The following is a 26,387-nucleotide window of genomic DNA, read 5'->3' on the forward strand; positions in this document are numbered from 1 at the left end:
GCATTTTTCAGCCGTAACACCAGCAACATTGCCATCCCTTGCCCTAGGGTCTGCTTTAGCCATTGTTGCTCCACTCAAGTGCCTCCTTCACTGCACCAGTCGTTTTAGATTGGATAAGAGGTCGGTTTGGGGTAGAACATTGCAACGCCTCGACCGGCTTCCACTTACTGATAATCTCGAACAAATACCCGTGTGATTTCAGCGGCAGTTTTAATGTCGTCCGATTCTCAAGCGGGGAAAGGGGTGAGATAATTGCTTCGGCAATATGTGCCTCTTTCAGCGTTTTGCCTTTTATATTGTTATCTTCCATTGCGATGATATACAGCTCAATCACGTTAATCGGTACATTTTCACCGTTAATACGGTCGATTAAATCACATCGTAGGGGCGATTTGCCTGCACCACTGCCATAAACCTACCAAATTTTGCAGTTTGGAATAACGCTTCCCGCACATAACGAATATCGGCGGTACTAAACCCCTCGTTCTGCTGAGCGAATAGCCACAGTAATGCGATCGTTTGCTGATTGAATTTCCATTGAGTGGGTGGTCGTAATCTGCAACATCTGTACACTTAATGCATACCGCTCTGCTTCTAACTGCGTTACAAATCTCTCTTTTACAAGGAAAATGAGGTATTGACCGCCTGTCTTGAATAGAATTGCTTAACTCTTTATTGGTTAATTTCCCAAACATTTTGAAGCGGTGCCGGATGAAAATATCGAAGGTAACGGCGAAGGCTGGACGATTATTGATGTGTTCTGCGGGAGGGTTTACTTTCGCATACGGCAAAGCGTAAAAAGTTATTGGCACGGGTGATTTATAACGATTTTGACAGTTATGCTGAACGGCTGAAACACTCCAAAGATATAAATCGACTTAGCCAAGAAATCTATCAAACAGTTGACGGTATTGTACCAAAAAATAAGCGGTTAAATGAGGATTTAAAAGCTGAAATTATCAATAAAATCAACCATTTCAATGGTTACGAAGACTTAAATTTTTTTGGCAAGTTGGTTACTGTTTAGCAAACGGGCTCAGTTTAAACACTGTAATTAATTTAGTATAAATAAGTGGATCACTTTTGGATGAGCTTTGTAGTTTAATTTTTGAAGAGCATTGATAAGGGCTAAGCTCCTAAGAGCTTAGCCCTATTGTGTTCATCGCACTTTTGGGTTAAGGTGGGATTACATCATACCGCCCATTCCACCCATACCGCCCATTCCAGCGCCTAGGTCGGCTTTTTCTTCTTTCGGCAGATCAGTGATCATACATTCGGTTGTAATCATTAAACCTGCGATAGAAGCAGCAAATTGTAATGCAGAGCGGGTTACTTTAGTCGGATCTAAAATCCCCATTTCGAGCATATCGCCATACTGTTCGGTTGCGGCGTTATAACCATAGTTGCCGTTGCCATCTTTAACATTGCGAGCTACAACGGACGCCTCTTCACCGGCATTGGTTACGATTTGACGCAATGGTGCTTCCATTGCACGAAGGGCAAGTTTAATCCCTACATTTTGCTCTTCGTTATCGCCTTTTAAGGTTGCTGCCACTTTATTTGCCGCACGCACTAGTGCAACACCGCCACCGGCTACCACGCCTTCTTCAACAGCTGCACGTGTTGCGTGTAGTGCATCGTCAACACGGTCTTTTTTCTCTTTCATTTCAACTTCAGTTGCCGCACCGACTTTAATCACAGCGACACCACCTGCAAGTTTCGCAACACGCTCTTGCAGTTTTTCTTTATCGTAATCTGAGGTTGAATCTTCAATTTGTTGGCGGATTTGTGCAACGCGACCTTTAATTTGCGCTTCATCACCTACACCATCAATGATAGTGGTGTTATCTTTGCTGATGACAACGCGTTTTGCCTGACCGAGTTCTTCCAATGTTGCTTTTTCAAGCTCCATACCGATCTCTTCGGAAATAACCGTACCAGCAGTTAAAATCGCAATATCTTGAAGCATTGCTTTACGGCGATCTCCAAAGCCCGGTGCTTTCACTGCCGCCACTTTTACGATACCACGCATTGTATTAACCACGAGGGTGGCTAACGCTTCGCCTTCAATATCTTCAGCGATAATTAACAACGGTTTGCCCGCTTTTGCGACAGCTTCCAATACCGGTAAAAGTTCGCGGATATTGGATACTTTTTTATCTACCAATAAAATATACGGATTATCTAATTCAACCGTACCCGCTTCCGGTTTATTGATGAAGTAAGGGGATAAATAGCCACGATCGAACTGCATACCTTCTACAACATCTAAAGCATCTTCTAAGCCTGTGCCGTCTTCAACGGTGATCACGCCTTCTTTACCCACTTTATCCATTGCTTGTGCAATCAATTTACCGACAACACTGTCGCTATTTGCCGAGATTGTACCGACTTGCTCAATTTCTTTTGAGGTTTCACAAGGTTTAGAGAGAGCTTTTAATTCTTCCACAACTGCGGTAACCGCTTTATCGATCCCACGTTTTAAATCCATTGGGTTCATACCGGCGGCAACAGCTTTTAAGCCTTCATTCACAATCGCTTGTGCAAGAACAGTGGCGGTTGTTGTACCGTCTCCCGCTGCATCGTTGGCTTTAGAGGCAACCTCTTTTACCATTTGTGCGCCCATATTCTCGAATTTATCTTCCAATTCAATTTCACGGGCAACGGATACGCCGTCTTTCGTGATGGTCGGTGCGCCAAACGCCTTATCTAATACAACATTGCGTCCTTTTGGACCTAACGTAACTTTTACTGCATCGGCTAATACATTTACACCGTTTAACATTTTAATGCGTGCATCATTACCGAATTTTACATCTTTTGCTGCCATTTTCTCTTCCTCTCCAATCTTATTCAACAATCGCTAAAATATCGTTTTCAGATAAAATTAACACTTCTTCGCCGTCAATTTTTTCTGTTTTTACGCCATAGCCTTCATTAAAAATAACCACATCACCGACTTTAACGTGCATCGGGTGCACCGTGCCGTTTTCTAAAATGCGACCGTGCCCGACCGCTAACACTTTGCCACGGGTAGATTTAGTTGCCGCTGAACCGGTTAAAACGATACCGCCGGCGGATTTGGTTTCCACTTCTTCACGCTTTAAGATAACTTTGTCGTGTAATGGACGAATTTTCATTGCATTTTTCCTCTTAAGTGAATTTAACATTCTGTGTCATCGGCTTTGAAAAATGACACGACGCCACCCTATTTGGAGTTCTCTCGGCTGATTTCAAGGGGATAAAGCATATTTTTGCAAATTTTTCAGCGAAATCGACCGCTTGCAAAAGCCTAAAGCTGATTTGTCTAACAATAAAGGCTATTAAATCGGCACTTCCGTTTAATAGCCTTTATTTTAATGGTTGAAATTACAGTTCTTCTTCGCTGAAAACATCGTTTTCTACATCATTATCATCGAACTCAATCTCATCATCTTTATCTTTCTTATTTTTGCTCTTTTTAGATGTCTCTAAAATCAGTGCTTTTTCAGGATTGTTCGCAAGCAATTCTCGAATATCTTGTTCCAGTTTAACCGCAATTTCACTGTTATCGCTGAGCCATTTGATCGCATTATTTTTGCCCTGCCCGATTTTCTCGCCATCGAAAGAGAACCACGCACCGGATTTCTTGATGAAACCGTGGGCTTCCGCAAGAATCAATAATTCACTCATTCTGGAGATCCCTTCACCGTACATAATATCAAATTGGACTTCACGGAACGGCGGGGCAACTTTATTTTTAACCACTTTCACTTTCGTTTGGTTGCCGATAATTTCATCGCCGTTTTTCACTACACCGGCACGGCGGATATCTAAGCGCACCGAGGAATAGAATTTCAGCGCATTTCCGCCCGTAGTCGTTTCCGGATTACCGAACATCACGCCGATTTTCATTCGGATTTGGTTAATAAAGACAACCAAACAGTTCGTATTTTTGATATTTGCCGTTAATTTACGCAAGGCTTGGGACATCAAACGTGCCTGCAAGCCCATATGGGAATCACCCATATCGCCTTCAATTTCGGCTTTCGGTGTCAGCGCTGCCACAGAGTCCACGATAATCACATCGACCGCACCGGAGCGGACTAACGCATCACAAATTTCCAATGCTTGCTCTCCGTTATCCGGTTGAGAAATCAATAACTCATCGGTATTCACCCCTAGTTTACGGGCATAAATCGGGTCAAGGGCGTGCTCGGCATCAATAAAGGCACAGGTTTTTCCCGCTTTTTGTGCCTGCGCAATGGTGGAAAGGGTCAGTGTGGTTTTACCGGACGACTCCGGACCGTAAATTTCCACAATTCTTCCCATTGGCAAGCCGCCAATACCCAGTGCCAAATCCAACCCTAAAGATCCTGTTGAAATGGATTCGATATCAAGGTGTTGGCTTTGACCGAGTGTCATAATCGACCCTTTACCAAACTGTTTTTCGATTTGTGCCAGTGCGGCAGCAAGGGCTTTTTCTTTATTTTCCGGATCAACCTGTTTTACAACTGCAGTCGCTTTAGAGGGTTTCTTCTCTGCCATAATCGTTTCCTTATGTGATGAAGGCGGTGTTAATGTATGCCTAAAAACTGTAAATTATTATACTGTTTAACCATACAGTTTCAAGTCTTTTTCTAAAATTTTTGATCAGTATGGCTTAACATCGTATTGTGTTTTTGTTAATCGGTATTGCACGTTTCGGATCAAAAGGATTAAGCGCATTGATCATCATTATCTGCTGATAGTCGTACAAATTATGTTGAGTAATCTCCGTCAGAATAACCTGTTTTTTATCAATTAGTTGGCTTAGCTGCGTTCCTTTTAATAAATAGTGTGCCGGGCTGTGCCAAATACCGTTTTTTAAAAATAGAAGATTGCCGATAGTACAATCACTAATAAAGCCGTTTTTTATAAAAATAAGTTCTTCCCCGCTTTTTTTCAGAAATTGTTCGAATAATTGCCGATCGGTATATTTAAATGTATATTCTGCGTCATTAAGTTGTACACAACGAAAATAATCTATCTCTCTTTTCAGATAAGGAAAAAACTCAATATAATATGAGCTTGCATTGTAGCTGATTTTACACCTTACTATTCCTGTCTGATAAGATATTGGAATATGAATAATATCCGCTAAATTAACCGTATTTTCTGTGTTAAAATACAATCGCATTGCCTGTTCATAACGTTTTTGATGATAATAAATATTTTGAACAACGCCATCAATAATTGCGATCGTTTCAAATAGAGGATATTGGCACATAAATTTTTTCCAAAATTTCATTATATTCTGCGCTTAACTCGCTTGATATGGTAATGCCGCCACCGCTACGAAAATAGAGCTGTTGATCTTTTTGTTCAATATAACGAATAGCCACCGCACTTTCTAAGGATTCACCGTCAAAATAGCCAAAAATACCGGTATAGTAACCCCTTGTTTGCCCTTCTGCCTGTTGAATAATCTCCACAGTCTTCTGCTTCGGCGCACCGCTGATTGAGCCTGCCGGCAACAGTTTAGCAAGCATTGTGCCGATTTCTGCCTGCCAATTTTCGTTTAATTGCCCGCAGATTTCGGAACTGGTTTGATAAATCGCGCCACGGTGTGTTTCCACTTTCTCAAGATAACGGTATTTTGACACTTGAATATTGTGTGAAACAAGGGCAAGATCATTACGAATTAAATCGACAATAGTATTATGTTCGCTTAATTCTTTTTCAGAATTTAATAATGTTTCTTTAGCATTTTGTTCATTGGCATTTATTGTCCCTTTCATCGGATAAGAATAGATTTTATTATTCTCAATCCGAATAAAACATTCCGGCGAAAAGCAAACAAAGTGATCCTCTAAATAACATTTATATTTTGCTTGGCTGGCAATATATAATTCTGCCAAACTATAATTGGTTTCAATTTTGGTCGGATAAGTTAAATTCAATAAATAGCTATTGCCTTTTTGAATTTCATTTTTTACCCGCTCAAAGCCTTTTTGATACTCAGCAAACGGCATTGGCGAAAAGCTAAATTCAAACGTTTTATCTATATTTCTATGCCTATGAGGTTCGGTTTTTTTGCAAAAAAAATCGAAAAACAGACCGCTTGTTTTTGTGTTTTCAAGGGGCAGAATTAAAGGCTTTTGCTGTTCAAAATCAATCAAAAAGAAAAACGGGCGTTTGGCTTGACCGAATTGGTTGGCGGTATGGATAAATGTTTGCATTATTCATTGAATAGTAATAAAAGCACTGGAGCGCTAGTTATAATTCAATTCTAGGGAGATTACAATAGCCAAGAAGAGAGATTCTGTTTATTTAGAATCTTTACATTTTCTATCTTTAGACTACAATATTTTTCCAAGTATTTCATTCATAAATATAGGTAAACACTATGAAAAAATCTCTAATTATGGCACTTTGCACCGGCTTATTTTTATCCGGATGCGCAACTGAAGGTAATCGGGTTGTGGAAACGCCTAAAGTCGCAAGCTATAACACAACCTATTCAGGGGTCAAAGCACCGATTTCCGTTGGCAAATTTGATAATAAATCCAGTTACAATAACGGTATCTTTGCAAGCGGTGAAGATCAGCTTGGTAATCAATCAAAGACGATCTTAATGGCTCATTTACAACAAACGGGGCGTTTTAGTGTTTTGGATCGTACTAATTTAGCTGAAACAGCGGCAGAAGCAAAAATTAAGGGTAAGAAGCAAAATCTGAAAGGTGCAAATTATGTTGTTACCGGTGATGTAACGGAATTTGGTCGTAAAGTAGTTGGTGATCATCAATTATTCGGTATCTTAGGAAAAGGTAAAGAGCAGATTGCTTACGCAAAAGTTACGCTAAATATTGTCAATGCTCAAACATCTGAAATCGTCTATTCCGTTCAAGGTGCAGGGGAATATAGCCTGTCTAATCGTGAAATTGTCGGTTTTGGCGGTACTGCCGGCTATGATTCAACTTTAAATGGTAAAGTGCTGGATTTAGCCATTCGCGAAGCGGTCAATAATTTGGTAAACGGTATTGAATCGGGTAGATGGCAACCGGCTAACTAATCATTGAGGTAAATTATGATTATCAATAAAAAACTTGCAATGATTGTTTGCATAATGGGTTTAACGGCTTGTGGTACACGCAGTGAAAAACACTCTATTTATCACTGGGATAGCGATTATAGTCAATCTGTTTATCAAACATTACTACAAGAGGGTAATCCGCAAGAGCAATTGCAATCGTTGGAACAAATGGTTGCTAAAGGTGAAGGTAAAACGCCACCCGGGTTATATGCACAAATTGGTTTGCTTTATAATCAAATTGGTAATGTTTCAAAAGCAAAAGAAGCTTTTACTAAAGAAACGCAACTATTTCCCGAATCAAAACAGTATATTCAATTTCTGCTCACAAATGGGGTAAAAGGAGTGAAAAAATAATGAAACTGTTTAAATTGCTTGCATTATCTCTCTCTGCAGTTTTACTTGCCGCCTGTGGTTCAAAAACACCTTACGATTACAGTGCATTACAGGAAAGTAAACCGCGTTCAGTGCTTGTTTTAATGCCAACGGATCAAACCACGGAAGTTAAAGCAGGTGCTGCCGTGCTGTCAAATATTACCGCCCCTCTTGCAGAGGCGGGTTATTATGTTTTTCCGTCAGCATTGGTATATGAAACCTTTAAGTATAATGGATTAACACAAGCTCAAGACATTCATAATGTCAAATTGGATAAAATCAAAAGTATCTTTGGCGCTGATGCGGTTTTATACATTGATGTTGAAAATTACGGCGTGAGCTACCAAATTATTAACAGTGTAACGAGAGTGTCAATGAATGCTAAATTGGTTGATACTAAAACAGGCAAAACCTTATGGACAGGTAAAGGCTATGCCAGTGTTGATAGCAGTGATAATAACAGCGGTTTGCTAGGAAGTCTAATTAAGGCTGCGGTAAGCCAAGTGATGAATCATATTAATGATAAAAGCTATGACGTTGCCGGTTTTGCCAGCTGGAATTTACTCCGTACAGGTCAATCCCCTAACATTCTTTATGGCCCGTATCATCCTAATTACGGCAGAGATCCTCAGTTAAATAAGACTAAGTAAAGGTTTTAATTTTACTTAAAATCGGTAGTTAAATACTACCGATTTTTTGATTGCTTATTTGCTCACCGCTTTCTGCCAAGTGGCTAACCATTGTTTGACCGTATCAGTTTCGGGCTGATGAAATTCAATTTGGGTGTAATTAGGCAGGGTTTGAAAGAGCGGATCGGCTTGGCTGCTCACCACCGGCTTCATCACATTATGGTAGGAAATCACTTTTTGGGCTTCCGGTTGGTGTAAGAAAGCCAAAAATTGCCGTGCCAATGCAGGCTGCTTGCTCGCTTTGGTAATGGCAGCGACTTCCGTTTGCACTAAATGCCCTTCCTCAAAATTTAAGGCGACATAATCTTGGCTTTTCTCGTGCCATTGGTGATAGAGCGGCGAAGTCGCATAACTTAACACTAAATCCGCTTCCCCTTTTAAAAACGCACCGTAAGTTTCCGACCAACCTTTTCCAACCGTTACCGTATGTTTTGCAAGGCTTTGCCACGCGGTTTCAGCCTTGTCGCCATAAACTTGATTAACCCAAAACAGTAAACCACGTCCTACAGTACTGGTGCGGGGATCTTGATAAATCACGCGTAAGTCCTGTCTTTCTACCAATTCTTTCAAGGTTTTCGGCGGATTAGCCAATTTCTGTTTATGGTAGATAAAAGCGTACTCGCCGAAATCGTAAGGAATAAAGGTGCTGTTCGCCCACGGTTGTTTGAGGTCAAGCGAGCTTGTATCCAGTTGATGCGCAATAAATAGCCCCGTTTTTTCGGCTTCCAGCATCACAAAATTATCAATCCCCAGCATAACGTCCGCTTTGGTTTTGTTCCCTTCTAAACGAATGCGGTTGAACATTGTAACCCCGTCTTCAAAGGGCATAAATTTCACATCGCAACCGCATTGTTGTTCAAACATTTGTTCTAATTTAGGCGCAGGCCCCCATTCCGATGTGAATGAATCGTAAGTATAAACCGTCAATGTTGGGGAATTGGCAAAGGCGGATAGGGCAAGAAAAAGGCCGGAAAGTGGCAAAATTTTGGTAAGTTTCATAAGTGTTCCTTCTAAAACGGAGATAAATAGAAGGATCTAAAACAGAATACGGCGAAATTGTCTGTCTCAAATCCCTACGCTGATATTAGTCAGATCAGGTTCTATGGGTATTTCTCAGCGTGATATATCACGCACCCCAATGAGAACTTTCGCATTCTACTATAAAGAAAGCGGAAAATCGCTTAAAATATCGCAAATTTTTCATTTGTCGATTTTGTCGGTCTAACGACCGCTTGTAAAAAGGATCACGATTTGAACGAACTGATTATTACCCTTGAACCGCAGGATAACATCCGACTCCAAGCCTTTTGCGGCGCTTTTGATGAGAATTTAGCCCTTATCGAAAAAAGTTTTAACCTCTGTATCGCCCGCAACGCTTTTACGCTCACCTTACAGCCACAACCTGAAACCGACCATTCCCCCCAACTTTTACAAAAGGTTGCCAAGCTGCTACAACAACTCTACAACGAAACCGCCCCTCTAAAAGGCAAAGTAAAAGAGTTAGATCTTGAAGATGTGCATCTTGCCATTCAAGAAAGTCGCTTAATGTTGCAATCTGCCAACACTTCAACGGCGTATGATATCGCAATCAAAACCAAACGGGGGGTGATTAAACCGAGAGGCGAGCATCAGCAAGCCTATTTACGCAATATTTTACGCCACGACATTAGTTTTGGTATTGGGCCAGCTGGCACAGGCAAAACCTTTTTGGCGGTCGCCGCAGCGGTGGAATCACTAGAACGTCAAGAAATCCGCCGCATTCTGCTAACACGACCTGCGGTTGAGGCGGGCGAAAAACTAGGCTTCTTACCAGGGGATCTGGGGCAGAAAATTGAACCCTATTTACGCCCGTTGTACGATGCACTGTTTGAAATGCTGGGCTTTGAACGGGCGCAAAAATTGATGGAACGCAATGTGATTGAAATTGCGCCCCTTGCCTATATGCGCGGGCGAACATTAAACGATGCGTTTATTATTTTAGACGAAAGTCAAAATACCACGATTGAGCAGATGAAAATGTTTTTGACCCGTATCGGCTTTAATTCCAAAGCGGTAATCACCGGCGATATTACGCAGGTCGATCTGCCTCGCTCGCAAAAATCGGGACTGAAACACGCTATTGAGGTATTGAGCAAAGTAGAAGATGTCAGCTTCAATTATTTTGACAGCCAAGATATTGTACGCCACCCGATCGTAGCGAAGATCGTGCAAGCCTATGATGCGTGGGAGGCGGAAGATGAAATCCGCCGAGAAAACCGCCGTTTGGAAAAACTGGCGTTAGAGCAAGAAAAAATTCTCGCACAGGCGGAGAGTTTATAACACAACGGCGTGATCACATCACGCCGTTTTCTGTTTACAGTGCTTTAAGCACATTCACCATTTCGATTGCGCCTAAGGCACATTCTGCGCCTTTGTTGCCCGCTTTTGTGCCTGCACGTTCAATCGCTTGCTCAATATTTTCGGTGGTTAAAACCCCAAACATCACCGGCACGCCTGTCTCTAAGCTCACCGCGCCGATGCCTTTTGCCGCTTCGTTACAGACATAATCGTAGTGAGTGGTTGAGCCGCGAATGACCGTACCTAAGCAAATCACCGCATCATATTTGCCGCTTTGTGCCATTTTTTTGGCAACCAGCGGGATTTCAAACGCTCCCGGCACCCAAGCGGTGTCAATATCGGCTTCGTTTGCACCGTGGCGAACCAACGCATCTACTGCGCCGGATAATAATTTGTCGTTGATAAAATCGTTGAAACGGGCGCAGACAATGCCGAATTTTAAGCCTGTCGCCACTAAATTACCGCTGATTTTTGCCATTTTGGTATCCTTATTCAATAAAAGTAAATCTTGTCTTTGCAAGCGGTCGCTAACGCTTGCTTGTTTGCAAAAGTCCGACATCATATAGCGATTGCATCATAAGTAGAGGCACTGCCTGCCCCTCAACTATCTGATTTTGCAACGGAGGCATATACCGCCAAAGTCTTCTCAAATTAGACGTTCAGTAAATGCCGCATTTTATGCTGCTTGACCTTGAGATAGTCCAAATCGTGTTCGGTCGGTTCGACTTGGATCGGCTCTCGGGCAGCAATATTCAACCCGACCTGTTGTAATCCCTCGATTTTTGCCGGATTATTGGTGAGTAGGCGAATGGTTTTAACCCCAAGGCTACGGAACATTTGTGCGCCGATATGGTATTCCCGCTCGTCATCGCCAAAACCTAGCGCCAAATTCGCCTCTACTGTATCCATTCCTTGATCCTGCAATTCATAAGCACGCAGTTTGTTGATTAAGCCGATACCCCGCCCTTCTTGGCGGAGATAGAGTAACACGCCGCGCCCTTCCTGCTCAATCTGCTGCATTGCGGCGGCAAATTGTTGCCCGCAATCGCAGCGTTGAGAGCCGAACGCATCGCCGGTCAAACATTCCGAGTGAATGCGGCACAGGACATTTTCACCATCGCCGATCTCACCTTTCACCAGTGCAATATGCTCTTTGCCGCTGATCGTTTCCACAAAACTGTGAGCAGTAAACTCGCCGTATTTGGTCGGCATTTTCACCACGGAAACCGGTTCAACCAAACCGTCTTTCGCTCTGCGGTAATCTTGTAATTGTTGAATGGTGATAAACGGCATTTGGTGGGCTGTAGAGAAGGCTTGCAGATCCGCCATTTTCATCATTGTGCCGTCCTCCGCCATAATTTCACAGCATAGCCCCGCCTGCTTTAAGCCGGCAAGTCGCATTAAATCGACCGTTGCTTCCGTGTGTCCGTTGCGTACCAATACGCCCCCTTGTTTGGCTAACAGTGGGAACATATGTCCCGGACGGCGAAAATCACTCGGTTTTGCCTGCTCTTCGACCAATTTCATCGCCGTGAGGGAACGCTCAAACGCCGAAATGCCGGTGCCGGTGTCAATGTGATCGATGGAAACGGTAAACGCCGTTTCGTGATTATCGGTGTTATGTGCCACCATTTGCGGCAAATCCAGTTTTTCCGCAATGGCTTGGGAAATCGGCATACAGATCAGGCCCTTGCCGTATTTCGCCATAAAATTGATATTGTCCGGTGTGGCAAATTCGGCGGCACAAATGAAATCGCCTTCGTTTTCCCGATCTTCGTCATCGCTGACTAAAATGATTTTGCCTTGACGCAATGCGTCCAAAGCCTGCTCGACAGTTGAAAATTGAAACATTGATTTTCCTTGTTAATGGCAATGGGGCAGAAAGCGAGCATAAAAAACGCCCTGAACAATCTGCCAGAGCGTCTAAAAAGCGTAAAATATCACACTTAAATCGAGTTTAAGTGTGTCTTACTCTTCTCCCATCCAGACTTTTACTGTCGGTTTTGGAATTTCACCAAATCCTGCTTCGGTTGTGCCAAAGCTCGCAGACTATCACTGCCGGTCGGGAATTTCACCCTGCCCTGAAGATTAAAAATTGGGGGAAATTCTGCGTAAATCCGCCGTTGATGTCAAGTATAAAAATGCAAGCGGTCGTTTGAGGGGGAAAATTGACAAAATGAAGCCGAACTTTTAAGAGAGCGGCTATCTCTAATCGGTGCAATAATATTCACCTAGAGACTAATTTTAATGACGTTTTTACGCTTTCGCCTCTCTTCCACCAGCTTAATCGGTTTGGTTTCGCTCTATTTTGCCTTGGTATTGAACTATCCGTTTTATGCCAAAATACTCAGCCTTCAGCCACTCACCTTTTCCGCCCAAGATGCTTTTCTATTGACAGTGCCGCTGTTTGTCTTTTTTGTGCTAAACGCTTGTTTTCAACTGCTGGCACTACCGTGGCTGCATAAAATTGTGATGCCGTTGCTGCTAATCATTAGTGCGACAATCAGCTATAACGCACTTTTCTTTGATGTGTATTTTACGCGAGATATGCTCACTAATGTGATGCAGACGACATTGGCGGAAAGCTCCCGCCTTATCACGTTGCCGTTTGTTTTGTGGGTCGGGCTATTCGGCGGCATACCGGCGTTGCTCTATCTTTCAGTCAAGGTGCATTACCGTCCTTGGTTGAAAGAAATTGCCTATCGGTTTGCGGCAATTATGCTCTCTGCGCTGGTGTTGGTCGGCATCGGCACTCTGTTTTATCAGGATTATGCCTCCTTTTCCCGCAATAATAAGACGATTACCGCTTTGATTGTCCCCTCTAATTTTATCGGTGCCGGTATCAGCAAATATAAACGTTGGTTACGCAACAACACGCCTCATCAACAAATTGATCAGAATGCGGCACAAGCGAAACCCGATAGCTACCGCCACATTACCGTCATCGTAATGGGAGAAACGACCCGAGCGCAAAATTGGGGATTAAACGGCTACTCTCGTCAAACAACGCCGTTGCTGGCTAAGCGAGGCGATCAAATTATCAATTTCCGCAATGTGGAAAGCTGCGATACGTTTACCGCCGGCTCCGTGCCTTGTCTCTTTTCCAATATGGATAGAGCGAACTACGATGCACTAAAAGCGGAAAAATCCGATACTATTTTGGATATTTTACAACGCAGCGGCGTGGAGGTGGTCTGGTTGGATAATGACACCGGCTGCAAGGGGGTTTGTGATCGTGTCCCTTATAAAGATGTTACCGCCCTCAACTTGCCTGAATTTTGCCGCAATGGTGAGTGTTTGGATAATATTCTGCTGCCGGAACTGGATCGGGTATTGGCAGAAAATGAGAGAACCGGTAAGGATATTGTGGTCGTCCTGCATACGATGGGCAGCCACGGCCCAACCTATTATGAACGCTACAGCCCTGAGTTTCGCTACTTCTCGCCAACCTGCGATACCAATGAAATCAACCGCTGCACCAAGGCAGAGCTGGTCAATACTTATGACAACAGTATTATCTATATCGATCAATTTATTGATAAAGTCATTCAGCGGTTGGAATATCGAGATGATGTAGAGGGAAGTGTAATTTATCTCTCCGACCACGGTGAATCCTTAGGTGAAAAAGGGATTTATCTGCACAGCACACCCCGCTCGATTGCCCCTGAAGTGCAAACCAAAGTGCCGATGGTGATGTGGTTTAACTCAAGATGGTGGCAAAATGAGGGCATTGATTTTAATTGTTTAACGCAAAATGCACGGACAAAGCCCTATTCACACGATAATTTTTACAGCACAATTTATGGGATTATGGATATGGAAACCCGCAACACCAGTTACCGAGCGGAAATGGATATTGTCGGGCAGTGCAAAAAGAGGTAACTGAAAAGGGGCATAACACGCCCCTTTATTTTGTTTGGTTAATAACCATTCACTCGCATTTCACGGTGTCGCTGGGATAACAATGCGGTCAAAAACCTGCGGCTTTCAAAAAATCTTCGCTTAAGCAGCTATTGGGTTGGTTATTCGGCGAGTGCAATAATTTCTCCACATATTTCCCGATGATATCGTTTTCCAAATTAACCCGACTGCCAATCTTTTTCGTACCGAGGGTCGTGTGTGCAAGGGTATGGGGAATAATAGAAACACGGAAACTGCCCTCATCGCAATCAACCACGGTTAAACTGATGCCGTCAATCGTAATAGAGCCTTTTTCGATAATATAACGCATCAACGCCGGTTTGGCCTTGATCCGATACCACACCGCATTATCTGCCGGCGTAATGCTGATAATCTCACCTGTGCCGTCAATATGCCCCGACACAATATGCCCGCCGAAGCGTCCGTTTGCCGCCATTGCCCGCTCTAAATTAACCGGACTATTCGGCTGCAATTCGCCAAGTGCGGTACGGTTAAGGGTTTCCGACATCACATCGGCACAAAAATGGTGGCTGCCAAACTCGGTAACGGTTAAGCAAACACCGTTTACCGCAATACTGTCGCCAAGCTGCATATCGCTAAAAATTTTACTTCCGGTGATGGTCAGCACGGCAAATTCGCCTTGCTTATGGATTTTGGCAACCTTGCCGACTTCCTCAATAATGCCTGTAAACATCAGTGGATAACCTCAAAATCTAATAAAATATCCTCGCCGTGTAGGCTAATTTGCGGTGAGCCAAGCTTGACCGCCGCTGCCAACGAAGCGATTCCCTCTCCGCCGATCGGCGTTTTCGCTTGCATACCGCCGATTAACTTCGGCGCAAGGTAACAATGCACCCGATTCACCACGCCGGCACGCAAGGCACTGAAATTGAGCTGCGAGCCGCCTTCCAGTAGTACACTGTCGATCCCAAGTTGTCCGATTTTTTGCAAAAGATCGGCTAAATCGACCCGCTTGTTTTGTGCGGCAACGGTCAAGATTTCCACTCCAAATTGACGATATTCGGCGTGGCGGTCAAGATCTTGATTGAGCGTGGCAATAATGGTGCGGTATTGATGTGCCGTTTGCACGATCTGACACTCCAACGGTGTACGCAGTTGGCTGTCGCACACAATGCGTACCGGTTGTTTCCCATTCGGGATTCGGCTGTTAAGCATCGGATTATCTGCCAATACCGTGCCAACCCCGACCATAATTGCACTGTATTGGTGGCGGGTACGTTGTACGTTCTCCCTCGCCGCTTCGCCCGTAATCCATTTGGATTCACCGCTTGCGGTGGCAATTTTGCCGTCTGCGGTCATCGCATATTTCATCAGAACATAAGGGCGTTTGGTTTGAATATAATGAAAAAAGATCGGGTTAAGCCGATCGCATTCATCGCGTAGCACATCTTCCACCACCTCAATACCTGCTTGACGCAGTTGTGCCGCCCCTTTACCCGCCACCAGCGGATTAGGATCACGCGAGCCGATCACCACTTTTTTAATCCCGCTTTCAATGATTAAATCACTGCACGGCGGCGTGCGTCCGTGATGACAGCAGGGTTCAAGGGTAACATACAGCGTTGCGCCGTTGAGATCCTGCCGGCAATTTAAAATTGCGTTTCGCTCGGCGTGCCAGTCGCCGTAACGGGCGTGATAACCTTCGGCAACAATGTTGCCCTGTTGCACGATAACACACCCAACCAACGGGTTCGGGTTCGTCCAGCCCCGTCCTTGCTCGGCAAGGGCGATGGCACGTTGCATAAAATCAGCGTCTGTCATTGGAATAATTGAAAAATGAAAACAAGCAGTCGGTTCGGTCTGTTTTTTAACACAATACAGGGACACATTGCGTCCCTGTCTGTCATTGCATTACGGCTGGTTATCGCCTTCTAACTGTTTGATGAAATCCGGATTGACCTCAATTTTTGCCCGCTCACGCAAGTCTTGCAGAAAATCTTGACGCAGCACTTGTTGATCGACTTGGGCAAATTGTGCGGCGTACGGTGTAAACTCTGCAACGTCGCCGTCTGTTACTTTATCCAATGCGATCACAATCACATCACCGTGAACATTGCGTGCCGTGTGGTATGTGGCTTTATCCGTTGGTTTTGCCATTTGAAACACTGTTCGGGCAAGTACTGGTTCTTGTTGTTGCGCACTAGCAAACACCAATTCACGCGGGGCGGCAAAGGCAAGGGACGGGGTTTCACCGGCTTGCAAGGCTTTCACATTGTCTTGTGCTTTTGCCAGTAATGCTTTTTCCGCTTTTTCAAATTTTACGGCATTTTCAACCGCTTGTTTGGCTTGTTCAAAGGTTTGCGGCTGCTCAGCTTGGTAATCGGTTACCCGCACAAACAAGGTTTTCGGGTTGGCGTGATCGCCGATTTCAATCGCTTCAGAGTTCTGCCCGCTCTGTTTTAAATCGCCACTAAAGAGCGCTTTAATGGCGGCATCGTGTTGCAGTGCCTCCGGCACATTTTCACGGGTAAAGGATTCGGTTTTATGTAAGGATACGCCCGCTGCCTCGGCAACTTTTTCGAGCGAACCGCTATTTTCAAAAGCGGTATTAGTCATTTCATGCACGGCGTTGGCATAATCGGTCAGGACAGCATCGTTACGAATTGCCGTTTCGATCTGATTTTTGACTTGTTCAAGCGGTATGTTGCTTTCGTCTTTGCGTTCTAACACTTTGATAATATGGAAATTGCCGTCCACTTTAACCGGTTGACCGACCTGTCCGATTTGCAAAGCAGCCGCCGCATCTTCAAAGGCTTTTGGGAATGTGCCGGTTTTTGCCCAACCTAAATCGCCCCCTTGAGCGGCAGAAATTTTATCCTGTGAGTATGTTTTCGCTAATGTTGCAAAGTCTTCGCCGTTATTGACCGCTTGCATCACACTATTTGCCGTGGCTTCGTCCGCCACTTGAATGTGGGCGATGTGTGATTCACCCTGTACGCCAAACTGCGCTTTGTGGCGATGATAGTAATCCTCAATTTGTGCATCACTCACCTTCATTTTTGCGGCTAAATCCGCCGGTGAGAGCGTTACATATTCAACGGTCAGTTTTTCGGGATTGATAAAGACGTTTTTATTCGCTTCATAGTAGGTTTGTAGCTCTTGCCCCGTCGCAGATTGTTTTGCCACTTCATCTTGAATCGGGAAGGTGGCTAACCGCACTTGGCGTTTTTGCAGTAATAATTTAGCCAATAACGCTTGTTGCGCCGGAACGCTAAAGTGTGATCCTAAAATGCCTTCTTGAATTTGTGAGAACAACATTCCCTGCCCGACAATCGCTGCATAGCCGTCCGCTGTGATGCCGTTATTACGCAGGTTTTGTTGATAGAGTGCGTTGTTGAACTTGCCGTCTTGTTGGAAAGCCGGACTGTTCACAATTTCCGCTTTGATTTGCTCGGCACTGATGCCCAATTTAAGCTCTTGGGCGTATTGGCGGAGCAATTCATCATCTACTAATCCGTTAATAATGCTGTCGTGGAATTGTTTGGCATAGAGCGGATTATCCATTGAATCCCAAAACTTTTCACCAAGTTGTTGATTTAAAATATTTTGTTGGAGGCTTTTGGCATTATTAAACTGTTGTTGGGAGATTTCTTCCTCATTGACTTTCACGGCGGAGGTATCCGTTGCCATCAATGTACCACCGATGCCGCCCAAAACGAAAGACAACGAAACCAAGGCGAAAATCACCTTAAACACAGGCCCGTTCGTCTTGTCGTGCATTTTTTCAATCATTGTTGTGTTCCTAAGATTAAGCTAAAAAATTGTGCCGATTATACTGACAAAGTGGCAAATGCTCAAATTTGAATTTTGCAATATGCAGTGCGAAATTGACCGCGTGTTTGTCAATACGTTCACTTTCGACTTTGCAATTTAGGCGGAAATTTGGTTTAATTTGCGCCCAATTCAATTATCTTTTCTCAACACAAAATAGGGATACCGTATGGGTATTTACGCTTATATCTGCTTTCTCTCCGCCTTGTCGATTTTACTCGGCTTTGTCACCAGCAAAATCAGTGCGAAAGTGCAATCGACCATTGCCATTACCGCAGCGGCAATGGTTGGCTCAATGTTACTGCTACTGCTTGGCGCACTGGGCTGGTTCAATTTGGATAAAATCGCCACCGAAGTAATGGAGCAAATTGATTTCAAAAGTTTCTTATTAAACGGGATCTTAGGCTTTCTCTTGTTTGCCGGCTCTCTCGGCATAAAATTACCAGTGTTAAAAGATCAAAAATGGGAAATCACCATTTTTGCCCTGTTCTCCACTCTCGCCTCCACCTTGATTATCGGCGGGGCAATTTATGCGATCGCTAATCTGATCGGCTTACAAATTGACTTAATTTACTGCATCGTCTTCGGGGCATTGATTTCCCCTACCGACCCGATTGCGGTATTAGCCATCATTAAAAATTTGCGTGCGCCAAAACGTCTGTCAATGCAGGTAGAAGGGGAGTCGCTGTTTAATGACGGCGTGGGTTTGGTTATTTTCGTTACCGTTTTTGCCGTGGCCTTCGGCGGGCAAGAAGCCACTTTTAGCGGTATTCTCAGCTTGTTCCTGCACGAAGCCATCGGCGGGATTTTATTTGGGTTTGTGCTGGGCTTTATCGCCCATATTTTGATTTCCAGTACCGATGACGGGAGCTTGGAAATTCTATTAACCCTCACAATTCCAACCGCCGGTTTTATGTTCGCCAATAATGTGTTGCATATTTCAGGGGCGTTGGCAATGGTGGTTTCGGGGATTATGATTGGCAACTGGACACGCCGTTCGGGCTTTTCCGAGCAAAGCCAACGTTATTTGGATCACTTCTGGGAGATGATCGACCACTTCCTCAATTCACTGCTGTTCTTCCTGATCGGTTTTGCGATTTTATTGGTTGATTTTAATATTTACGGCATTGTAATGATGATTATCGCCGTGCCGATTTGCTTGGTGTCCCGCTATGTCAGCCTATGGCTACCGTTTAAAGCATTGCAACAGTTTAGAACCTACAACCCCTATACGCTACGCATTATGACGTGGGGCGGTTTGCGGGGCGGCTTAGCGTTAGCAATGGCGCTGTCTATTCCGGCGAAAACGGCATTTGCCAACGGGATTGATGTGAAAGAGTTAATTCTGGTGATGACCTATTCAGTAGTAATGTTCTCGATTTTAGTACAAGGCTCAACGGTCGAACCGTTAATCCGCAAATCCAAAACGGTTGATCCGAATCGTGAAGCGTATTTACAACCGACCAACCCACCGCATCAGCACTAAATTTTAACGAAGGCATTGCTTTTCAATGCCTTTCTTTTTAGAATAGGCGACTTCGTGTCATAGCTGAATTAGAGATCGGCTATTGATGAATTTAAACCCACTTTTTAGGAGTAAACAATGTCTCTAAGCGTAGAAGCAAAAGCAAAAATCGTGGCTGAATTTGGTCGTGATGCAAAAGATACCGGTTCTTCAGAAGTGCAAATCGCACTTTTAACCGCTCAAATCAACCACTTACAAGCGCACTTTGCTCAACATAAAAAAGATCACCACGGTCGCCGTGGTTTATTACGTATGGTTTCACGCCGTCGTAAATTATTAGACTACCTCAAACGTACTGATCTGGCTAAATATTCAGACACTATCGCACGTTTAGGTTTACGTCGCTAATTTCTGTTTTAATCGAAAACCGAGCATCAGGCTCGGTTTTTTTATGCCGATAATTTGTAAAACGCCGCCAATAGCTCAATGCTTTGATGTTATGCCGATTGTACAACAGAAATAGTATCAAGTGTGCAAAATTTCCTCTGAAACAGACCGCTTGCGACTTACTTAATCGCCTCTAATCGTGCTAATAACTGCTCACTCGGCATTGCTTGGATTTTTCGCATATAGCGGAAAAACAGTCCGGCGGCAAGGCTAAGGCACAAACAGAAGACCAGCCAAAAACCGGCGGCAGCCATTGGGTCGGTCAGCCAATCCGTGCGGGCTAAGATCGTACCGAGTGGCATTCCTACCAGCCAGTAGCAGACGATGGTAACCAATAAAATGGGCTTGGTGTATTTGTAGCCGCGTAAAATCCCGTTACAGACCGCTTGTATGGAGTCGGGAATTTGATAAATCGCAGCAAACACCAATAAACCGGACGCAATCGCCACGGAAGTCGGGTCGCTGGTGAAGGCATACGGGATCAGATCTTTCAGCAGAAAGATAATCAACGCCATCAAGAGCGCAATCGCAGTACAGCTAAAAATGGCGTGATAGCTGAGCCATTTCGCCTGCTCCGCTTGTTGCTGCCCCAGGGTTTGCCCGATCATAATCGTTGTAGCAATACTAAAGGAAAGCGGGATCATAAAAAACAGCGAGCTGGTTTGTAGTGCTACTTGGTGGCTCGCCACGACTTGCGCTCCTAAAGGCGAAATAATCAGTGAAGACGCAGCGAACAACATCACTTCGGTAAACAGGGCAAAACCGATCGGCGTGCCGAGTTTGAACAGTTTCACCAGCGTGTCTTTGCACGGTTTTTCGATCCATTTCTCAAATAATTTAATGTCTTTTTGCGACTTATTCGTGCGGCAGTAATGCAAAATCATCAGGAACATTACCCAGTTCACAATCGCCGTTGCCACTCCGCAGCCGACCGCCCCTAATGCCGGCAGCCCGAAATGCCCGAAAATAAAGAGATAATTCAGCGGAATATTGAGCAGTAAACCGAAAAAGGTAATCAGCATCGCCGGTTTGGGATTAGACAGCCCGTCATTCATACAACGTAAATTAACCGCCAATAACGCCGGAATGACCCCGAAACTGAGCGCAAATAAATAGTCCTGTGATTTTTGTGAAAATGCCGCCGGCGTTTGCATAAAATCTAAAATCAGGTGGCTGTTGAGGTAAATAAAAATCAGCGGCACGCTCAAACTCAATACGATCCACACCCCTTGGCGAATTTGGTGGGCGATTAAGGGACGCTGGTTTGAGCCGTTTAAATAGGAAACGGTCGGCGTAATTGCATTGAGAATGCCCAGCACCAACAGAAACAGTGGAAAATAGATTGAGTTACTCACGGCAATCGCCGACACATCATTATCGCTGACTAAGCCTGCCATAATGATGTCCGCCAGCCCCATTCCCGATGCCGCCAACTGCGAGACAAAAATCGGCAGAGAAAGTTTAAATAAGCGCTTTGCATTTTCGGGATAGGCGTGCCAATGTGATTGCATAAAAACCTCAATACTCTGGTTGGAAAAAGGAAACAAGCGGTCGGTTAAAACATATTTTTTGCAAAATAATGTCGCACACAAACCAAAACGGATAATTAAAGGGTGCAGAACACCACATCAGCATCCGTCAAAAATCACATCATTTCAAACGGAAATGAAACAGATGACGAACGTGGCGTTCTAGCAATAAGTAAGACGATAAATATCGCAAAAATCTGTGCTTAAACGACCGCTTGCAAGGGCAAGAGAATATTAGTTTAAGGTGATACGGGCAAATTTACGTTTACCGACTTGGTAAACAAATGTGCCTTTTTCGGCATTTTGCTTCACATCGTCAATTTTCACACCGTCAATTTTTACCCCGCCTTGCTGTGCAGCACGGATCGCTTCTGATGTCGAGCTGACCAAGCCCGCTTCTTTCAATAAATTTGCCAAGCCGATTTCGCCTTCAAAAGTAAATTCCGGTATCTCGTCCGGCAGTGCGCCTTTTTGGAAACGGTTGATAAAGGCTTGCTCCGCCGCATCCGCATCAGCTTCACTGTGGAAACGGGCAATGATTTCTTTGGCGAGCAGAATTTTAACGTCCCGCGGGTTTTTACCGTTTGCCACGTCCGCTTTTAATTGGGCAATTTCAGCAAGCGGGCGGAAAGAGAGCAAATTATACCAATCCCACATCAATTCATCGGAAATCGACATAATTTTGCCGAACATTTCGGACGGCGCTTCGGTTACGCCAATGTAGTTGCCGAGAGACTTCGACATTTTTTTCTCGCCGTCTAAACCAACTAATAACGGCAGAGTCATTGCCACTTGCGGTTTTTGTCCGGCAGATTTTTGCAGCTCACGCCCAATCAACAAATTGAACGTTTGATCTGTGCCACCCAACTCAATATCCGCCTCTAACGCAACGGAATCGTGCCCTTGCAATAATGGGTAGATAAATTCGTGGATCGCAATGGATTGGTTATTGGCGAAACGCTTTTTGAAATCGTCCCGCTCTAACATTCGAGCGACCGTATAGTTAGACGCCAAACGGATCATTCCGACCGTACCAAGCTCGCCCAACCACTCGGAGTTAAACACGATACGGGTTTTGTTCGGGTCGAGAATTTTAAAAATCTGCTCTTTGTAGGTTTCCGCATTACGCAGCACATCTTCGCGGGAAAGCGGCGGGCGGGTTGTATTTTTACCGGACGGATCACCCACAGTCGCAGTAAAATCACCGATCAAGAAAATCACTTCGTGACCAAAATTTTGGAACTGACGCAATTTATTTAAGACAACCGTATGCCCTAAGTGAATATCGGGCGCAGTCGGATCAGCGCCTAATTTCACCCGCAACGGACGGTTTTCTTTAAGTTTTTCAATTAAATCGGCTTCGGAGTAAACATCTTCTACTCCACGTTTCAGTTCGGCGAGAACAGTTTCAAGAGTCTGCATCAACGGAATCCTTCACATTTATAATCTAAAAATCTAACAAGACAGGCATTATAACCCTTAGATGCGCAAAGGGTAACAGGAAAAATAAAGAAAATCGGTGAAATAAAAAAAACGCCTCAGAATTTTTATCATACTCTCGAAAATCTCTTTTTCCTCGTTGATAAGCTCCTTCTTGAGCAGTGTTATTTTTTAAACCTTCTAAAGCCCATTTTTTGGCTTCTACATAATTCCCATATCAAAATAATTATCAAATATACAGATAATGCCTCTTTGAGATCGCCTTTTTCTATTTCTAAAAGATTAGCTTTTTCAATTTCAGCTATGAATTCAGCTAATTCTGTTGATGTTAATAACATAATAATATTCCTCTCATTTATTTAAGTGGTGGTAAATATCGTTCACCCAATTTTGCACCTTGTGAACGGTTAATTGAATAATGTTCTAAATAATAATTATCAGGATCACGCATCCATTCTCTAACTTCTTTCGATCTTGCACCATACTGCCGTCCAGTAGCATTCCACCATCTTTTTGAAAGGTCATTCCTTCTTCATCTTAATATATCAGCGTTTTTCTTACAGGGACTCAACCCAAAAAGATCACCCCAATCCCACGGGTTAGTTTGGTTTTGCCATATACACTAGTGAGGATTTAAGTTAATTCTTCAAATAAGCCTCCTTTGAACTTATCTTTGAAAAGATTCACAAATTCTTCAGTAAAAAATGCTTCTGTCAATAAATTTGGATCTTTAAATAAATAAACACCTTCTAAGTCAATATCTTTAATAAAGCTAAAATTTCCATCTAAAACCATCTTCAATAAGTCATCTTTATTTTTAAATTTGATAATACTTATATTATTTAATGGATAAACCAAATAAAACCTTCTATTGTCGTTTGTATCTACCAAAATAAACTCAGCATTTATTTTAATTCTTTCCATTTCTGCCTTTATCTCCTCATTAACAAAGAAATAAGGTAATGATGTTGACACATTGAAATCTGAACGTTTGGATCTTTCTTTCTTTGACTTTCCTTCATAAAGGGTAAGTTTTATGGTAATATCTGAGGCGAAACCTTGGCATTTTTTATCCATAAAAGAAACAAGATTTTCTGTTGTATAGAATTTATATTCACCATCATGTGATCGTTCTGACAATTGGAATAACTTCATTATTTTCTCCTAATAAATACTTCTATTTAAAAATAAATCTTCTCGTAACTTGTTAAGTGCATTTTTGACATGCCGTTTCCCTCCTATAGCATCTGCTCTTCTTAGGACATTATTTACGTGTTCATAATATTTACTTGTATGTATTTCCCTGTGATAAGCACCTGCTTGTTTTGAATTTTTACTCATATGCTTTAAGAAAATACCATTTCTAGCGCTATCAATATCAATTTTATGTTTACTTAAAATATCTCTAGCAATTTGAGCTCTAGGATCATTTTCCGCAACAATATGGTGTGCTGCAGATCCTTTTTCTTTATGCCAAGCTCGATTAGAATACCCTTTTTGTTTAGCTAATTTTTCATTAGCCCTAAGCATATTATCCCTAAGCTTTTTAGGACACCCTGCCAGCCCAAACAAATCGGCCCAATCCCACGGGTTATGTACATAGGAATAAGGCGTTTCCCCACCCGCTAGCCCAATCGGGTCTAAACACAGATAATTCCCCGTTTCCGGGTCGTAATAACGGAAGCGGTTATAAGCTAATCCTGATTCTTGGTCTAGCCACTGCCCCGCAAATAACATCTCCGGGTCAAGCGGGTTCGGGTATTTGAACTGATACCAATCAAAACAAATTCCCCAAAGGGTGCGTTTTTCTGCCTTCCACGCCAGTTCGCCTTCGGGGGTAAATAGCCCTAAAATCTTACCGTTCGGTTGGCTGACAGCGTAGTGGGTGGTGTGCTTATCTTGGTAACTGTCCTGTTGCGCCAATAACTCCCAGCCGTGAAATACGCTGTGCCGTTGGTGAATCAGTTTGTCTTGCTTGAATATCTGCGTAAGGGCAAGTTGGTCGCCGTCCCAAATATATTTAGTCGTTGTGTTGTCGTCCCGCTCGTTGTACTTTTATCGAAATGGCTCTGCTAATCGACTAGTCAAAGGACGCAGTTGTTCTCGATCGTCCCATAAATCGGGAAAAACCTCAAATTTCATATCATCTCGGTTAATACCTGTTTCAAAATAACGGATAAGCCTATCAATAACATCATCTCCCCATCCCCAATCTAATTCATATTTCTCCAATATTTCCCGATCGTCTTTCACATTAAGATGATGCTTGACTACGGGTGCATCACAGCCTGAAAAATAATTATTACCCAAATCAATTAACTTCCCCCCCAAACCATACACATTTTTTTCTTTTATACCATTAAAATTTGGATCAAAAATATTGTAAGCTCTAAGCCAATATTGTTCATAAGGTTTTATTGATGGAATTGCTTTTTTTAATTTTTTTACAGCAAATTTTTTTTCGACATAGCTGGTCACCACAAAGACCTCAAATAAAATGGGAATTTGGTTTAAATCTATTTGTTCGTCCCAGTTATCATCGCTACGTTTTATATCAAAAAAACGCACAATTTGGCTCTCTAGACGTTGCGTTAATGTATATAAATTCTCTTTTAATTTATACACTAATACATCACCTTGTTTACTTCTTACTCTATTCATTATTTTTTACCACATATTCTACCGTTATTTTTTAGATGTTTATCTGCTGCCTCCAGATAAATATCTCGCCTTTTATTATTTAACCCGACCGGATTTTGTTTATTAGCAGTATTACCTAAACCTCCTGCTTGTTCAAAATAGCGTTGTTCTAACCCTCTTGCAATATCTTTACCCTCTTGCCCATATCCTTTATATAATATCTCAGGATGTTTACCGCCAAAACGCTCAAAGCTAGAATTATAACGATAGTCCAATACTTTTTGAGCATTTGATATATAATATCCTTGCTTACTCGCATAACCAATATAAGATTTACCCGTTTTAACATCAAAACCACGATAAGTAATATGAGTTGCCGTTGCAGGATTGCCTACCAATCCAAGCGGATCAATCCAATCATATGAATTCAAGGTATATTGATAAGGATTATTGCCGCCTAACAAACCAATCGGGTCTAAGCACAGGTAATTCCCCGTTTCCGGGTCGTAATAGCGGAAGCGGTTATAGGCTAACCCGCTCTCACTATCTAGCCACTGCCCCGCAAACAACATCTCCGGGTCAAGCGGGTTAGGGTATTTGAACTGATACCAATTAAAGCAGATACCCCATAAAGTCCGCTTCTCCGCTTTCCACGCCAATTCACCTTCGGGGGTAAATAGCCCTAAAATCTTACCGTTCGG

At 43.3% G+C, this 26,387-nt stretch carries 25 protein-coding genes, 2 pseudogenes and 2 riboswitches; of the genes and pseudogenes, 8 read left to right on the plus strand and 19 right to left on the minus strand.

From position 1 onward, the window contains the following. Positions 1–223: 223 nt before the first annotated feature. Positions 224–483, minus strand: a pseudogene (locus RO21_RS13690) (AAA family ATPase); the annotation flags it as partial. Between the two features lie 221 nt (positions 484–704). Here RO21_RS13690 and RO21_RS13240 point away from each other — a divergent pair. Next, positions 705–1,028 (plus strand): annotated as a pseudogene (locus tag RO21_RS13240) (hypothetical protein); the annotation flags it as partial. A gap of 158 nt (positions 1,029–1,186) precedes the next feature. On the opposite strand, the gene groL reads toward RO21_RS13240, so the two are convergent. From groL to RO21_RS06165, 5 genes are all read right to left on the minus strand, one after another. Continuing rightward, positions 1,187–2,830 (minus strand): chaperonin GroEL, encoded by a 1,644-nt coding sequence (gene groL / locus RO21_RS06145; protein WP_047976920.1) that lies wholly within the window; start codon positions 2,828–2,830, stop codon positions 1,187–1,189. A 19-nt stretch (positions 2,831–2,849) separates the two neighbouring features. Next, on the minus strand, positions 2,850–3,140 hold the full coding sequence (locus RO21_RS06150; protein WP_047976921.1) for a co-chaperone GroES: 291 nt from the start codon (positions 3,138–3,140) through the stop codon (positions 2,850–2,852). A gap of 229 nt (positions 3,141–3,369) precedes the next feature. Further along, a complete protein-coding gene (gene recA / locus RO21_RS06155) occupies positions 3,370–4,527 on the minus strand; it encodes a recombinase RecA (protein ID WP_047976922.1) in 1,158 nt (385 codons plus the stop codon). 115 nt (positions 4,528–4,642) lie between these two features. Beyond that, positions 4,643–5,248 (minus strand): aminotransferase class IV family protein, encoded by a 606-nt coding sequence (locus RO21_RS06160; RefSeq protein WP_047976923.1) that lies wholly within the window; start codon positions 5,246–5,248, stop codon positions 4,643–4,645. Continuing rightward, positions 5,226–6,200, minus strand: coding sequence for an aminodeoxychorismate synthase component I (locus RO21_RS06165; RefSeq protein WP_047976924.1), 975 nt, complete (start codon positions 6,198–6,200; stop codon positions 5,226–5,228). Before RO21_RS06165 ends, RO21_RS06160 begins: the two co-directional genes overlap by 23 nt. 167 nt (positions 6,201–6,367) lie before the next feature. Between RO21_RS06165 and RO21_RS06170 the strand changes: the two genes are divergently transcribed. From RO21_RS06170 to RO21_RS06180, 3 genes are read left to right on the plus strand one after another with little or no spacing between them, the layout of a single operon-like run. Then, complete coding sequence (locus tag RO21_RS06170; protein WP_047976925.1) at positions 6,368–7,033, plus strand: CsgG/HfaB family protein; 666 nt, start codon at positions 6,368–6,370, stop codon at positions 7,031–7,033. Between the two features lie 15 nt (positions 7,034–7,048). Continuing rightward, positions 7,049–7,408, plus strand: coding sequence for a DUF4810 domain-containing protein (locus tag RO21_RS06175; RefSeq protein WP_047976926.1), 360 nt, complete (start codon positions 7,049–7,051; stop codon positions 7,406–7,408). Further along, positions 7,408–8,076: a DUF799 domain-containing protein gene (locus tag RO21_RS06180; protein WP_047976927.1), complete on the plus strand. Its 669-nt coding sequence runs from the start codon at positions 7,408–7,410 to the stop codon at positions 8,074–8,076. Before RO21_RS06175 ends, RO21_RS06180 begins: the two co-directional genes overlap by 1 nt. Positions 8,077–8,130: 54 nt before the next feature. Here the strand turns inward: RO21_RS06180 and thiB are convergent, their stop codons facing one another. Further along, a complete protein-coding gene (gene thiB, locus RO21_RS06185) occupies positions 8,131–9,114 on the minus strand; it encodes a thiamine ABC transporter substrate binding subunit (RefSeq protein WP_047976928.1) in 984 nt (327 codons plus the stop codon). 53 nt (positions 9,115–9,167) lie between these two features. Then, a riboswitch (TPP riboswitch) is annotated at positions 9,168–9,263 on the minus strand. Positions 9,264–9,366: 103 nt separating this feature from the next. Here thiB and RO21_RS06190 point away from each other — a divergent pair. Beyond that, complete coding sequence (locus tag RO21_RS06190) at positions 9,367–10,434, plus strand: PhoH family protein (RefSeq protein WP_047976929.1); 1,068 nt, start codon at positions 9,367–9,369, stop codon at positions 10,432–10,434. A gap of 34 nt (positions 10,435–10,468) precedes the next feature. Here RO21_RS06190 and ribH read toward each other — a convergent pair whose 3' ends face one another. Both ribH and RO21_RS06200 read right to left on the minus strand, forming a co-directional pair. Beyond that, a complete protein-coding gene (ribH, locus tag RO21_RS06195; protein WP_047976940.1) occupies positions 10,469–10,930 on the minus strand; it encodes a 6,7-dimethyl-8-ribityllumazine synthase in 462 nt (153 codons plus the stop codon). 173 nt (positions 10,931–11,103) lie between these two features. Then, on the minus strand, positions 11,104–12,303 hold the full coding sequence (locus RO21_RS06200) for a bifunctional 3,4-dihydroxy-2-butanone-4-phosphate synthase/GTP cyclohydrolase II (RefSeq protein ID WP_047976930.1): 1,200 nt from the start codon (positions 12,301–12,303) through the stop codon (positions 11,104–11,106). 116 nt (positions 12,304–12,419) lie between these two features. Continuing rightward, positions 12,420–12,545, minus strand: a riboswitch (FMN riboswitch). Positions 12,546–12,699: 154 nt separating this feature from the next. On the opposite strand from RO21_RS06200, the gene RO21_RS06205 reads away from it, so the two are divergent. Further along, on the plus strand, positions 12,700–14,334 hold the full coding sequence (locus tag RO21_RS06205; protein WP_047976931.1) for a phosphoethanolamine transferase: 1,635 nt from the start codon (positions 12,700–12,702) through the stop codon (positions 14,332–14,334). 88 nt (positions 14,335–14,422) lie between these two features. Here the strand turns inward: RO21_RS06205 and RO21_RS06210 are convergent, their stop codons facing one another. The 3 genes from RO21_RS06210 to RO21_RS06220 form a co-directional block, all read right to left on the minus strand. Next, positions 14,423–15,067 carry a riboflavin synthase gene (locus RO21_RS06210; protein ID WP_047976932.1) on the minus strand — a complete coding sequence of 215 codons (645 nt, stop codon included), beginning with the start codon at positions 15,065–15,067 and terminating at the stop codon, positions 14,423–14,425. Next, on the minus strand, positions 15,067–16,155 hold the full coding sequence (gene ribD / locus RO21_RS06215) for a bifunctional diaminohydroxyphosphoribosylaminopyrimidine deaminase/5-amino-6-(5-phosphoribosylamino)uracil reductase RibD (RefSeq protein WP_047976941.1): 1,089 nt from the start codon (positions 16,153–16,155) through the stop codon (positions 15,067–15,069). Before ribD ends, RO21_RS06210 begins: the two co-directional genes overlap by 1 nt. Positions 16,156–16,245: 90 nt before the next feature. Next, entirely contained in the window at positions 16,246–18,126 is a 1,881-nt protein-coding gene (locus RO21_RS06220) for a SurA N-terminal domain-containing protein (RefSeq protein ID WP_047976933.1), read from the minus strand. Positions 18,127–18,334: 208 nt separating this feature from the next. Between RO21_RS06220 and RO21_RS06225 the strand changes: the two genes are divergently transcribed. Further along, entirely contained in the window at positions 18,335–19,651 is a 1,317-nt protein-coding gene (locus RO21_RS06225) for a cation:proton antiporter (protein WP_047976934.1), read from the plus strand. Positions 19,652–19,768: 117 nt separating this feature from the next. Further along, the gene (gene rpsO, locus RO21_RS06230) at positions 19,769–20,038 is read left to right on the plus strand and encodes a 30S ribosomal protein S15 (protein WP_047976935.1); all 270 of its coding nucleotides are present in this window, start codon (positions 19,769–19,771) and stop codon (positions 20,036–20,038) included. A gap of 158 nt (positions 20,039–20,196) precedes the next feature. Here rpsO and RO21_RS06235 read toward each other — a convergent pair whose 3' ends face one another. The 7 genes from RO21_RS06235 to RO21_RS06260 form a co-directional block, all read right to left on the minus strand. Then, the gene (locus RO21_RS06235; RefSeq protein ID WP_047976936.1) at positions 20,197–21,588 is read right to left on the minus strand and encodes an MATE family efflux transporter; all 1,392 of its coding nucleotides are present in this window, start codon (positions 21,586–21,588) and stop codon (positions 20,197–20,199) included. Positions 21,589–21,840: 252 nt separating this feature from the next. Next, complete coding sequence (gene tyrS / locus RO21_RS06240) at positions 21,841–23,028, minus strand: tyrosine--tRNA ligase (protein WP_420911988.1); 1,188 nt, start codon at positions 23,026–23,028, stop codon at positions 21,841–21,843. Between the two features lie 182 nt (positions 23,029–23,210). Continuing rightward, entirely contained in the window at positions 23,211–23,384 is a 174-nt protein-coding gene (locus RO21_RS12815) for a hypothetical protein (RefSeq protein ID WP_157019659.1), read from the minus strand. 295 nt (positions 23,385–23,679) lie between these two features. Beyond that, the gene (locus RO21_RS06245; RefSeq protein ID WP_047976938.1) at positions 23,680–24,201 is read right to left on the minus strand and encodes a hypothetical protein; all 522 of its coding nucleotides are present in this window, start codon (positions 24,199–24,201) and stop codon (positions 23,680–23,682) included. Positions 24,202–24,210: 9 nt separating this feature from the next. Continuing rightward, on the minus strand, positions 24,211–24,969 hold the full coding sequence (locus tag RO21_RS12295) for an RHS repeat-associated core domain-containing protein (RefSeq protein ID WP_064774265.1): 759 nt from the start codon (positions 24,967–24,969) through the stop codon (positions 24,211–24,213). A gap of 132 nt (positions 24,970–25,101) precedes the next feature. Beyond that, the gene (locus tag RO21_RS13205; RefSeq protein WP_047976939.1) at positions 25,102–25,707 is read right to left on the minus strand and encodes a hypothetical protein; all 606 of its coding nucleotides are present in this window, start codon (positions 25,705–25,707) and stop codon (positions 25,102–25,104) included. Next, a partial coding sequence (locus RO21_RS06260) for an RHS repeat-associated core domain-containing protein (RefSeq protein WP_206539768.1) occupies positions 25,707–26,387 on the minus strand: 681 nt, incomplete at its 5' end. The genes RO21_RS06260 and RO21_RS13205, both read right to left, overlap by 1 nt.

Source organism: Muribacter muris (assembly GCF_001038205.1).
GTDB lineage: Bacteria > Pseudomonadota > Gammaproteobacteria > Enterobacterales > Pasteurellaceae > Muribacter > Muribacter muris.